The following is a 13,045-nucleotide window of genomic DNA, read 5'->3' as shown; positions in this document are numbered from 1 at the left end:
CTGCACCACCCTCACCGTGGGAGCGAGCTTGAGCGTCAGGCGGCGAAGCTTTGGCACCAACAGCTTCGCGGCAATAGCCCGATCCCACAGCGCGGCACAGGCGATCAGTGCGCGGCGCGAGGAATGGTCTTGAGCAGGTCTTCAGGGCTGATATGCCCGACGATCTGCTTGACGCCACCACTGCCCGGCAGTGGCAAGTCCAGAATGTGCCCCTTCATCTTGCCGATCACATGCATCTCGCACGGCTTGCAGTCGAACTTCAAGGTCAGCACTTCGTCGCCGTGGATCAACTGCATCGGCGCGACCTTGGTGCGCACCCCGGTCACGCCCTTGGCCTGTTTGGGGCACAAGTTGAACGAGAACCGCAGGCAGTGCTTGGTGATCATCACCGGCACCTCGCCGGTCTCCTCATGCGCCTCGTAGGCGGCATCGATCAGCTTGACCCCGTGGCGATGATAGAAGTCTCGCGCCTTCTGGTTGTAGACGTTGGCCAGGAACGACAAGTGCGATTCCGGATACACCGGTGGCGGTGTGGTCTCGGCCTTGCGCCCACCCTGCGGGTGAATGGCGACGCGTGCCGCAGTCAGCGCCTCGATGACTTCGCGGCGCAGGGCCTTGAGCTGCGAGTTGGGGATGAAATAGGCCTGTGGTACATCGAGCTTGATGTCGGTGGCGTGATACTGGGTGGTGCCCAACTGGCCGAGCAGATCGTGCAGTTGCTCGAGTGCCTGTTCCGGCTTGTTGGCCAGCCCGAAAGGGCCGTCCAGGGCGACACTGGCGCTGGCGCCTTCTTCGCTGGTGGCGGTCAGTGCCAGACGGGTTTCGGTCAAGCGCGCGGCCCAGGCGATGCCGATACGGCGCTCGGCCGAAGTCTTGAGCAAGGCGTGTTGCCAGTTATGGTCGAGGTTGCGGCTCAGGGGATGGTTGGGCTTGAGGTTCAGGCCCTTGGGCATCTCGTTGGGCTCGACGCGGTAGCGATAGCGTTTTTGCCCGTCCTCTTCGAACTCGCCCTTGGGCTCGGCGATATTGGCGCGAAAACCCACCACGTCACGCTTGACCATCACGTTGAGGCCATCGCCGTTGGACAGCGGCTCGAAGGTGTTGACGATCAGGTCGCGCTTGCCGACTTTCTCGACCACGCCCACCGGTACCCCGGTGAAGGTCGGGGTGTCGAAGGCGCCGATGTCGATCTTGCGATCGCTGACGAAATAGTCGGTGCTGCCGCGGTGGAAGGTCTTCTCCGGATCGGGCACGAAAAAGTGCACGGTACGGCCGCTGGAAGCACGGGCCAGGTCAGGGCGGTCTTCGAGGATGTCGTCCAGGCGCTGACGGTAATAGGCCGTGATGTTTTTCACGTAGCCCATGTCCTTGTAGCGGCCTTCGATCTTGAACGAGCGCACGCCGGCCTCGACCAAAGCGCGCAGGTTGGCGCTCTGGTTGTTGTCTTTCATCGACAACAGGTGTTTCTCGAAAGCCACCACGCGGCCCTGATCATCCTTGAGGGTGTAGGGCAGGCGGCAAGCCTGGGAGCAATCGCCGCGGTTGGCGCTGCGGCCGTTGTGGGCGTGGGAGATGTTGCACTGCCCGGAAAACGCCACGCACAGCGCGCCGTGGATGAAAAACTCGATGGCGGCATCGGTTTCTTCGCTGATGGCACGGATTTCCTGCAGGTTCAGCTCGCGGGCCAATACCAGTTGGGAGAACCCGGCCTGGTCGAGAAACTTCGCGCGCGCCAGGGTGCGGATGTCGGTCTGGGTGCTCGCGTGCAACTCGATGGGTGGGATGTCCAGCTCCATCACCCCCAGATCCTGCACGATCAGCGCATCGACGCCGGCGTCGTGGAGCTGGTGGATCAGCTTGCGTGCCGGTTCCAGCTCGTTGTCATGGAGGATGGTGTTGAGAGTGGTGAACACGCGCGCATGGTAGCGATGGGCGAATTCAACCAGCTCGGCGATATCGCTCAGCTCGTTGCAGGCGTTATGGCGCGCGCCGAAGCTCGGGCCACCGATGTAAATGGCATCGGCGCCATGCAGGATGGCCTCCCGCGCAATGGCGACGTCGCGTGCCGGGCTGAGGAGTTCCAGGTGGTGTTTGGGTAGGGACATGTTTTTTTAGTCTGGTCTGTCACGGTCAAGGCGGGCATTGTAGCGGTGAAATGCTTGACCGGCATCCTTCTGCGGGCAGGCGGCGCCGAGCGGGCCCGCGCGCGAGCGCCCGGACCCACGCCGATCAAGCGCGCCGCGCCGTGGCGGTACGCCCCTGGCATCAAAAATCGTAAGCCAACTTGGTGTACCAATACCCACCACCCGGATAAAACGGCGGGTTGCCATACGCCGCCAGTCCAAGGCTGCTGTACACGGCGTTTTTGTCCGGCCGCACGTTGAACAGGTTAGTGCCACCGATGCTGGCGGTCAGCTTGTCGAAGAAGGTGTAGCTGATGTCCAGATCGGTGATCCACTTGGCGCCGAAACTGCGGTCGCCGCTGGGGTTGACGGCCAGGGTCTTGACCGCGCCATAGCGGGTGGTCTGCAGGTTGACGGCCAAGTCGTCGAGCTTCCAGTTGGCACCCAGGATGATTTTGGTCTTGGGCGAGGCTTCGGTCAGGTCGCCCTCGCGGTCGCGGCCCACCAACGTGACTCCGGAACCGGCCAGCGAAGGCGGTGTGCCGCGCACGCCCTGAATGGTGGTGCGGTTCCAGTTCAGCGCCGAGGTCCAGCGCACTTCACCCCAAGGGCCGAACAAAGTGGTGTGGTCAGCGACCAGATCCAGCCCGGCGGTACGGGTGTCGTAGGCGTTGGTGTAATAGTTGACCCAGGTACCGCTGGCGATACCCTGGGATTGCAGGATGCTATTGATGGCACCATTGCCCCGGTCGTAGATGTTGCTGGTCAGGGTGATGCGGTTGTCGATGTCGATCAGGTACGAGTCGGCAGTGATGCTGGTGCGTGGCGCCGGTTGCCAGGTGAGGCCCAGCCCCAGGTTGCGCGACTTCTCGGGCTTGAGGTCATCACCGCCCAGAGCCTTGGCCAGATTGCTGCCCGAGGGTGTCAGGCGAGTCACGGCCGGGACCACGTTGCCGTTGACGTCGGTGTTCACGCGGTTGTCGGCTACGGTGTAGCCGATCTGAGTCAGGGACGGCGCGCGAAACCCGGTGCCGACGGTGCCCCTCACGGCCACGGTGTCGGTCAGTTCATAGCGCGAATTGACCTTGAGGCCAAAGGTGTTGCCCGAATTGTCGTCGTAGTGCTCTACGCGGCCGGCGACGTCGACGAACCAGCGATCGGTCAGGTCGAACCCCAGGTCCAGGTAGCCTGCGTAGTTGTTGCGGATCAAGCTGACTTCGTCCTCCGGGCGAATGGTCACGGCGGCCTGGGCACCGGTGGCCGCAGGGTAGGTGCCGGTGATGTAGGCGTCGGGTTCGCCGGCAAAGGTACTGAACCGTTCCCAGCGATGCTCCAGGCCAGCGGACACCTGGACCGGCGGCGTCAGGCTGAACAGGCTGTCGTAATGGCGGGTGAAGTCGAGGTTGTTGACCCACTGCTCGAAACGAAACGTTGCCAGGTTGTCGAACTTGGTAGGCGACGCCGTACCCAGCGACGGGTTGATGTTGAGGTCGCTGGAGTGGTGGACATTATTGCGACCATAGGTGGTGCTCAGGTCCCAGTTCCAGTCGGCCAGTTGCCCCTTGCCGCCGAAGAGGAATTGATAGTCGCGATCCATGATGTTGTTGAGCGGATAGTAACCATCGGGAAATACCTCCGGTACCGACGCGGTCCCTGTGGGCAGGCGGAAATAGTTGGCCGCCTCGGCTTTGCGCTCGCCGTAGGTGGAGTAGGAATAGAGAGTCAGGTCGTCCAGCGGCAGCTCGGCGTTGTAGGCCAGGTTGAAGGCCTTGAGGTCGGGGTCGCCGTTCTTGATCGCTACGCGGTCCCAGGCAGCTTGCTTGATGGGGTCGTTGAAGGCCTTGACGCTGCTGTCGGCCTTGTCGTTCCAGGAGGCATCGCCGCGATGGCGGGCATCGGCAGACAGATGCAAAAAGCCGCTCTCACCCAGTTTGAAGCCCTCGTCGCCGGCATACTTGGTGGTTTGGCCCTGGCCTGAGTACAGCTTGCCGTAGCTGGTTTCCACATGACCACCGGCATCGCTGGACTTGAGGATGACGTTGATCACCCCGGCCACCGCGTCGGAGCCGTATTGGGCTGCGGCGCTGTCCTTGAGCACTTCGATGTGGTCCACCGCGCTCACCGGGATCAGGTCGATATCCACGGCATTGGCGCCACTGTTATCGATACTGCCGCGCTGGCCCACGGCGCCGTTGTGGCGGCGTTTGCCGTTGACCAGCACCAGCGTGTAGGCCGGGCCCAGGCTGCGGTTGCTCAGGGGCCGGGTCACGGAGTTGTACCCCGCGATATTGGTACCGAAGTTGAACGAGGGCAGCAGCTTGGAAATCGCCTCGGACAACTCGGCGCGGCCGGTCTTGAGCAACTGGTCGCTGTTAATGATATCGATGGGGGCAGGGCTGTCGGCGACGGTCCTTTGCTGCCCGCGCACGCCAGTGGAAATCACCGTGACAGTACCGAGTTGGGCATCGTCGGTGGCGGCGTCGGCCAGTGGCGTAAAGGCGCTCAGCAGCAAGGACGCGGTGAGCGCGGACAGCGGAACATTCGGAGCAGGTCGAGGGGTAGAGCTGAAGCGCATGGCAGGCGTTTCCATTCAAACGGGCACTGGCCCGTTGTCCGGGTGCAGGTTCGATAGCCTTGATTAGTGGGGTTGTGAGCGGTAACGGTGTCGTCTGGGGAGGGATACTACTGGCATAAAAAACGGAAGGTAAATTCTATTTTAGAATATGTTTATCATAAAATAAACGCATCTACTAAAGTATGGATATGTGAAACAAGCATGTTCTAAAGCATTCCACGCGAGCGGTAATAGCAAAGAATTCTGCGCGAAAGCGGGGGTAGAGAAGGGATGCACATCGACGCTCAGGAAATCCTGATCGCATTGATGATGTCCCGCTGCAGCGGGGCATCAGGTGTCAGGTATCAGTCAGGGATCAAGCCGGTTGCGCGACCTCGGGAAGCTCGATCATCCCGGCGCTATGCCGGTTACGCGGCACATCAATGCCCAAGTGGCCGCGCAGTGTGCTGGCGCTGTACTCGCTACGGAACAGCCCGCGCTCACGCAAAATCGGCACGACTTCGTCAGTAAAACGCGCAAACTCACTCGGCGCGCTCACGCGAATATTGAAACCGTCGACAGCTCCTTGCACGAACCAGCGCTCGATTTCGTTGGCCACCGTCAACGCCGAGCCAACGAAGCCTGCAAACGGCTGAGCGAAGCGCAGTGCGGCTTGGCGCACCGTGAGATTGCGTTCGCGAGCGACCCGCTTGATGTGTTCGGCGTGGCCGCGATAGCCGTTTTCACCCAGTTCTCCGAGTTCAGGGAAGGGCCCGTCGAGGGGGTACTGAGTAAAGTCGTGGTAGTTGAACGGCCGGCCCAGTTGCACCAGGGCCTTGGCCAGATCGATCTCGCCAAACAACTCTTGCGCAATGGCCAGGGCCTGCTCGTCGGTGTCGGCGATGATCGGCCGAATACCGGGGAACAGCAGCACCTGATCCGGGTCGCGCCCGGCTTGCGCAGCGCGGCGCTTGATATCGCCGTAGTACTCCTGGGCATCTTCGAAATTGTCGACACCGGCAAAAATACCTTCGGCAATATCCGCCGCCAGGCGTCGTCCGGATTCCGAGATGCCCGCCTGGAAGATGACCGGTTGACCCTGTACCGAACGCGCCAGGTTCAAGGGCCCGGCGACCGAGAAAAACTCGCCGCGGTGGTCCAGGCGGTGTTGCTTGCGGGTGTCGAGAAAGTGCTTGCGCGCCTTGTCGCGGGGGAAGGCGTCGTCCTCATAGCTGTCCCACAGCCCTCGCACTACGGCCACATGTTCGCGCGCCTTGCGATAACGCTCGCCATGGTCGATGTGCTGTTCGAGGCCGAAGTTGCCTGCCGCGCCTTCCAGCCCGGTGGTGACTACGTTCCAGCCGGCACGGCCGTGGCTGATCTGGTCCAGGGAGGCGAACTGGCGGGCGACATTGAAGGGTTCGGTGTAGGACGTGGTGAGGGTGGCCACCAGGCCGATCTTGTCGGTAGCGCCGGCCAGCGCCGACAGCAGGGTCAGTGGCTCCAGACGGTTGAGGTAGTGGGGGGCGGAGTCCGGGGTGATGTAGGGGCTGTCGACGATGAACACGAAGTCGAACTTGGCCGCCTCCGCCGCGCGCGCCTGTTGTTTGTACCAGTCGATATTGACGCTGGCATCCCCGGGGATCTCGGGGTGCAGCCAATCCTGCTGGTCGGTGCCGACTCCGGTCAGGATGGCACCCAGGTGCAATTGACGTTGACTCATGACTTCAATTCCTTTTGCGTGTAGAGGTTGATGCCGCGCCTGGCTGGCGCGGCGCCAAGGGGGCGCTTGGTCAGGCTCGACGCGCCTGCTGGCCGGTCGAGGCGAGCAACGCATCCACTGCATCGATGATCGGTTGAGCTTCGGTGCGCACCAGCCAGTCCGGGCTGACTTCGGCGAAATGCACGCGGCGGTCGGTGCCGATCACCACCACGGCCGGTTGCGGCAGTTCCCAGGTCCCGGTGCCGGTGACCTCGCCGATGCCCGAGCCCTTGGCCAGCGATGCTTGTCGCGAGGCCTCGTCGAAGCTATAGAGGATGCCCAAGCGCCGGCCCAGGGTGTTGTCCTTGTCGCTGGCGACTTGCAGGGTCAGCGCATGTTTGTCGCGAATTTCCACCAGCCGCTCAGGCACCTGCGGGCTGACCGCGACCAGCGGCACTCCGCGTTCGCGCAACGCCGGTTGCAGGGTGCGCTCGTAGGACGGGATGGCGATGTTGCAGGCCGGGCACCCGGCAAACCGGAAGAACACCAGCACCGCAGGGCCATTGGCGAGTAATTGCTGCAGGGTCAGCGTGCCGCCCTCGACAGGGAGCAGTTCAAAAGGCTCGACGCTGTCGCCAGCCTTGACGAAATCCAGTGTGCGCGCCTGATCGACCAGGTGCAGGCGCTGATCGACGTTGATCTTCAGTGCCTCCGGTGCCCAGGTCCGTACGCGCTCGGCATGCAGTTCGGCCAGCTGTTGGTTGAGGGATTCGCTCATGGCATGTCTCCTGGTAACGCAATGTGGATGTGGGCCTGGTAGAGAAGTCGAGTCATGCAGCGCCTGCTCTTGGTGAAGGGGGAGGGCCTGCGCCAGGATTGGGGTCGGTCTGAGGGGACGATATGCCAACGGAAATCGGCTGTGAAAGGCTTTTTGGGTCTAAGGTAATTATGTTTTCTGGGTATTTAAGGTTGCAAACTAAATCAGATATTTCTATCTTTAATGAGTCCGCTAGTCACTCGCCTGCGCCAGCGGGCCCTGCAATCAATACCCGCGGCTACGATCGGCGAGGTTCACCAGCGGCTGCTGATCCACAAACCGCTGCAAATTGTCGAGGAAAATCGCCCTGATCGCTTCGCCGGTCTGGGTGGAGATGGCTGAGGTGTGGGGTGACAGCCGTACTTTCGCGTGGCTGTACAGGCGGTGCCCTGCAGGCAGGGGTTCCGGTTCGGTGACATCCAGCGTGGCGAACCCCAGCGTGCCGTGGTCCAGCGCGTCGAGCAGCGCATCCTGGTCCAGCAGGCCGCCACGGGCGATGTTGATCAAGTGCTGCCCCGGCTTGGCGCTGGCCAACACCTTGGCGTCGATCAGGTGCCGGGTCTGTGGGGTGAGCGGCGCGGCCACCACCAGATGATCGGCTGCGCTGAACAGGTGGTGAATGTCGCGGGCCGTCTGCACGCCCTTCACATCAGGTGGCGTAGCGCTTTGGCGCAGGGTGATGACCTTCAGGCCCAGCGCTTGCGCCTTGCGTGCCAGGCTGCTGCCAATGGAGCCGAAGCCGAGGATGCCCAGCGTCTGGCCTTGCACCGGCGTCAGTGCGGTGAATTGCCAATCGGCATCCTGCACCCAGATGTCCGGCAGATGCTTGTTGTAGGCGAAGATCGCCGCCAGCACGTACTCGGCTATAGGGTCGCTGGCGCTGCCGCGCGCAGTGCTGACTGGCGGCCCGGCGAAGAACCAGTCCGGATAGGCATCCAGGCCTGAAGACACCACCTGAATCCAGCGCAGGTTGTAAGGCCAGCCAGGTGGGGGCGTATCCCCAGCCTGATAGCCGCGCACATTGATCGGCCGCCCAAGCAGCACGCTGGCTGCTGGGGGCAGGTCGCTGGGTACGCCGTTGGGCACATCGATCAGTCGTGCGCCAGGGTGACGCTGTGCCAGCTGCTCGCGCAGTGTCTGGTTGAAAGATGCGTCCATCTGGCTGGCAATCACCAGTTCGCTCATGGGGTGTTCTCCTCGGATAACGCCTGCAGACGCGGCACTGCGCACGCGCTGAACAGGGGCAGGGGAGCAGAGAATATGGACATGGGCAAGGGCTGTGAAATTATCTTTCGATCTATGCTAATTATAAAAATCTGTAATGATGTTTGATAAGCGACATTAAATTATAGATTGGGTCGGATTTGGCTTGGGGTTTTCTTGACGCCGCCTCGGGCGGTAGCTGGAATCGTCTAGCAATCGCGGGGGTAAATTCAGATTTGTAATTAAAAACAGCAAAAACAATAAAATTAAATCATACATTCCTATACCCAAATCGAATTATGCCGGCCTTGGTTATTCTCCTATCTTGATGCCCAGACCACCTACCCCACCCCCGGATGGTAACCATCAGATCAGGCCTGCAGCCTATCAGCGCCCCGGACGGGCGCCTGCTCGCAGGTGTTGGACGGGAGTCACCCTTCGATATGGAATTCGTCAACCAGCGCACAGGACGCATCGCACGCGCTTTTGAACGCAAGCCTTTTATCCCCCCATTGACTCTGAGCCCCTTGGCGCTCGCCATGACCGGCGTGCTGTTCGCCAGCGGCGCGCGCGCCGATGAATCAGCCCTGGGCACCGTCGTCGTCACCGGCAACCGCGGCGGCGAACAGCGCACCGTGACCAGCAGCCCGGTCCCGATCGATGTGGTCAGTGCCAAACAGCTGCAAGCCACCGGCAAGCCTGGGCTCATGGAGGCCCTGAGTGCTGTCATCCCCTCGTTGAGCTTGCCGGAAAAGACCGGCTGGGACGCCAGCGGCATGGCCCGCGCACCGAACCTGCGCGGGCTGAATGCCGCCGAGGTACTGGTGCTGGTCAATGGCAAGCGCCGCCATACTGCCGCCACCTTGAACATCAATGGCATCAACACCGGCGCCGCACCGGTGGACCTGGACATGATCCCCATCGGTGCCATCGACCATGTCGAGGTCCTGCGTGACGGCGCCGCCGCCCAGTACGGCTCGGACGCCATCGCCGGAGTCATCAACGTGATCCTCAAGGCCGACGCCAGTGGCACCTCGGTGAGCAACGCCGGTCAGGGCTACGACGGCAAGAAACAGACCGTGCAGCAGAGCCTGGACAAGGGCTTCGAAATCGGCGAAGGCGGCATCGTGCATTTGTCCCTCGACGCACGCACCCAAAATGACGACAACAAGGCCAGCGCCAACGGCTACTCCTATGCCCAGGCCTACGACAGGGCCGGCAAGTCGACCTACGGCGGCTACGGTACGCCGAAGATCGACCTGCTCAACCTGGCCTACAACGCCGAACTGCCGCTCAACGACACGCTGAGCCTGTACTCTTTCAGCACCGTGTCGCACCGCGAGGCCGAGCAGGGGCAGAATTTCCGCCTGCCGACCATCACCAACACCATCACTACCGGCCCCAATGGCTACCCCGCCGGATACGTGCCGGTCTGGACCATCAAGGAAGACGACTACCAGGTGGCCGGCGGCGCCAAAGGTCTGTTCGGCGCCTGGGACTGGGACCTGTCGACCACCTACGGGCGCAACGAGGCCGAGCAGGGCAGTTACCACAACCAGAACCCGTCGCTGGGCGAAGCCACACCCAACCATTTCACCAACGGCACCTGGGTCTCGGATGAACTGACCACCAACCTCGACCTCAAGCGCAATTACGATATCGGCTTGAGCAAGCCACTGGACGTGTCCTGGGGCCTGGAGCACCGGCGCGACAGCTACGAGGTGAAGAAAGGCGATTACGCCTCCTATGCCGACGGCGGCTACTGCGTGGCACCGGGCAATTGCGCCTCGTCCGGCGCTCAGGTCACCAACGGTATTTCGCCCGACGAAGAAGCCAGCGCCAGCCGCAACAGCGTCGCCAGCTATGTGGACTTCGGCGTCCATCCGCTGCCGCAGTGGTACCTGGGGACTGCGCTGCGCTATGAGCACTACAACGAAGGCGTGGGCGCGACCCGCAGCGGCAAGATCACCACCCGCTACGAGTTCACCCCGCAACTCGCGGTGCGCGGCACCGTCAGCAACGGCTTTCGTGCGCCGTCGCTGGCCAACAGCCTGTTCAGCGCCCGCTCGACCACATATGGGGTGGTCGACGGTGTCTACCAGTCGATCAACTACGGTGTGCTGCCGGTGGACTCCGCTGCGGCCAAGGCGCTGGGTGCCAAATCGCTCAAGCCCGAGCGCTCGACCAACTTCAGCCTGGGCCTGACCTACACGCCCACCGATCGCCTGACCCTCACCGCCGACGCCTACGTGGTCAATATCCGCGACCGCATCACGCTCACCGGCACGCTGCTGGGCAATGAGGTGACACAGGTGCTGCAAGCCAACGGCATTACCTCCACCTCGGGCGGCCAGTACTTCCTCAACGGCGCCGACACCCGCACCAAAGGTCTCGATCTGGTCAGCAACTACAACCAGGACCTGGGCGCCTGGGGCTCGCTGAAATACACGGCGGCCTTCAACTGGAACCAGACCGACATCCTCAACAGCTCAGGCAGCACCGATATCGGCGGCACCGCCTACGAGCTGATGGACCGCAAGGCGCGCAACGTGCTGACCACCGTGCAGCCCAAGACCAAGTTGATCCTGGGCGGCAACTGGAGCATCGACAAATTCAACGTCAACCTCGGCCTGACTCGCTATGGCTCGTGGAAGGAGGTCAACGATGCCGATGACCGCTCCCTGGACCGGACCTGGAACGCGCAGTGGATCACCGACCTGGATGTCGGCTACAGCCTGACCAAGAGCCTCAATGTGGCCATCGGCGCCAAGAACCTGTTCGACGTGTATCCCAAGAAACAAGGCGTGCCGTCATCGACCATGGTCAGTGGCTACGGGACCTACTCGCCTTACGGGTTCACCGGTGGCTACTACTACACCCGCTTGACGTATGCCTTCTAAGGAGCTTGCCATGCCCATCGTTACCCAAGCCGTCGGCTATCGCGACAGCCCCGAAGAGACCGCGCCGCCAGCGATCGACACGACGCTCACGGTCATCCCCGCGCGTCACCCCTGGCGCTGGGTCGGCTCGGCCTTTGCCGCGCTGGTACTGCTGGGCATCGTCCACTCGCTGGCGAGCAATCCGCGCTGGGAGTGGGGCGTGTTCGCCCATTGGTTCCTCGCGCCTGCGGTGCTCAAGGGGCTGGCCAAGACGTTACTGCTGACCCTGGCGGCGACCGTGCTCAGCACCGTGCTCGGGACCGCCCTGGCGCTGGCGCGGCTATCCGGCTCGCCGTTGCTGGCGGCGATGGCCTGGGGTTATATCTGGTTCTTCCGTTCGATCCCGGCGCTGCTGGTGTTGATCATCCTCTACAACTTTGCCTACCTGTATGACCACATCAGCCTGGGCCTGCCGTTTACCGACACGGTCTGGTACCAGTGGTCGACGGTGGACGTGCTCAGCCAGTTCGCGGTCGCAGCGTTGGGGCTGGGCATGATGCAGGCGGCCTATACCGCCGAGATCATTCGCGGCGGCATCCTTGGCGTCGACCCTGGTCAGCATGAGGCAGCCGCGGCCCTGGGGTTGCCCGCCAGCCGACGGATCTTTCGCATCATCCTGCCCCAGGCGCTGCGCTCCATCGTCCCCACCGCGTTCAATGAAGTGATCGGCCTGGTCAAGGGCACCTCGATCGCCTACGTGCTGGCCATGCCGGAACTCTTCTATACCGTGCAAGTGATCTACAACCGAACCCAGGCGGTGATCCCACTGTTGATCGTTGCCACGGTCTGGTACCTGCTGATTACTACGGTGCTGACCAGCCTGCAGTATTACGTGGAGCGCCATTTCGCTCGCGGTGCCCTGCGCCAGCTGCCAGCCACGCCGCTGCAGCGCCTGCGCGGCTGGCTGAAGGAGAAGGCCCGTGGCTGAAGGTCGAATCCAGATCCAGAACGTCAGCAAGCGCTTCGGCAACCAGTGGGTGCTCAACGACATCGACCTGACGGTAGAGCCCGGCAAGGTCACGGTGATTCTCGGCCCGTCCGGATCGGGCAAGTCGACCCTGCTGCGCACCATCAATCACCTGGAAAAGGTCGACGCCGGGCACATCACCATTGACGGCGAATACGTCGGCTATCGGCGCAAGGGCGACCACCTGCACGAGCTCAAGGAGCGCGAAGTGCTCAAGCGGCGCTTGCACGTGGGCTTCGTGTTCCAGAACTTCAACCTGTTCGGCCACCTGACCGTGCTCGAAAACATCACCGAGGCACCGCTGGCGCACAAATTGTGGCGCAAGGCCGAGGCCCGTGATCAGGCCCTGGCGCTGCTGGCAACGGTCGGGCTGCAAGACAAGGCCGATGCCTACCCCAGGCAGTTGTCCGGCGGCCAGCAGCAGCGGGTCGCCATCGCCCGGGCTCTGGCACTGCGTCCCAAGGTGCTGTTGTTCGATGAGCCCACCTCGGCGCTGGACCCGGAACTGGTTGGCGAGGTGCTCGATGTGATTCGCCGCCTGGCGGCGTCCGGCACCACCCTGGTGGTGGTCACCCACGAGATCGGCTTTGCCCGCGAGGTGGCCGACCATGTGGTGTTCCTGTGCGACGGCAAGCTGGTCGAGCAAGGCCCGCCCGAAGTCATTTTTCAACATCCGCGTCACCCGCGCACCGCTGCCTTTCTGGGCAAGGTGCTGACTGCCAACCTGTTAAAGGAATAAC

At 62.5% G+C, this 13,045-nt stretch carries 8 protein-coding genes; 3 read left to right on the top strand and 5 right to left on the bottom strand.

The genetic code is table 11. From position 1 onward, the window contains the following. Positions 1-104 precede the first annotated feature (104 nt). From REH34_RS00130 to REH34_RS00110, 5 genes are all read right to left on the bottom strand, one after another. Entirely contained in the window at positions 105-2,105 is a 2,001-nt protein-coding gene (locus REH34_RS00130) for a U32 family peptidase (RefSeq protein ID WP_311970300.1), read from the bottom strand. Between the two features lie 160 nt (positions 2,106-2,265). After that, positions 2,266-4,713: a TonB-dependent receptor plug domain-containing protein gene (locus REH34_RS00125; protein WP_409373213.1), complete on the bottom strand. Its 2,448-nt coding sequence runs from the start codon at positions 4,711-4,713 to the stop codon at positions 2,266-2,268. A 340-nt stretch (positions 4,714-5,053) separates the two neighbouring features. Beyond that, entirely contained in the window at positions 5,054-6,400 is a 1,347-nt protein-coding gene (locus REH34_RS00120) for an LLM class flavin-dependent oxidoreductase (protein ID WP_311970298.1), read from the bottom strand. Between the two features lie 70 nt (positions 6,401-6,470). Beyond that, positions 6,471-7,157 carry a peroxiredoxin-like family protein gene (locus tag REH34_RS00115; protein ID WP_311970297.1) on the bottom strand — a complete coding sequence of 229 codons (687 nt, stop codon included), beginning with the start codon at positions 7,155-7,157 and terminating at the stop codon, positions 6,471-6,473. A 264-nt stretch (positions 7,158-7,421) separates the two neighbouring features. Further along, entirely contained in the window at positions 7,422-8,381 is a 960-nt protein-coding gene (locus REH34_RS00110; protein ID WP_226502744.1) for a D-isomer specific 2-hydroxyacid dehydrogenase family protein, read from the bottom strand. Positions 8,382-8,938: 557 nt separating this feature from the next. On the opposite strand from REH34_RS00110, the gene REH34_RS00105 reads away from it, so the two are divergent. The 3 genes from REH34_RS00105 to REH34_RS00095 are packed head-to-tail and all read left to right on the top strand — an operon-like array spanning position 8,939 to position 13,044. Next, the gene (locus tag REH34_RS00105) at positions 8,939-11,299 is read left to right on the top strand and encodes a TonB-dependent receptor (protein WP_311972195.1); all 2,361 of its coding nucleotides are present in this window, start codon (positions 8,939-8,941) and stop codon (positions 11,297-11,299) included. 10 nt (positions 11,300-11,309) lie between these two features. Then, positions 11,310-12,266, top strand: coding sequence for an amino acid ABC transporter permease (locus REH34_RS00100; RefSeq protein WP_311970296.1), 957 nt, complete (start codon positions 11,310-11,312; stop codon positions 12,264-12,266). Further along, positions 12,259-13,044: an amino acid ABC transporter ATP-binding protein gene (locus REH34_RS00095; RefSeq protein ID WP_226502742.1), complete on the top strand. Its 786-nt coding sequence runs from the start codon at positions 12,259-12,261 to the stop codon at positions 13,042-13,044. Before REH34_RS00100 ends, REH34_RS00095 begins: the two co-directional genes overlap by 8 nt. Position 13,045 lies beyond the last annotated feature (1 nt).

It is taken from the genome of Pseudomonas baltica (assembly GCF_031880315.1).
Classification (GTDB): domain Bacteria; phylum Pseudomonadota; class Gammaproteobacteria; order Pseudomonadales; family Pseudomonadaceae; genus Aquipseudomonas.
The sequence above is the reverse complement of the archived record's forward strand: the minus strand, read 5'-3'. Positions and strand labels throughout refer to the sequence as shown.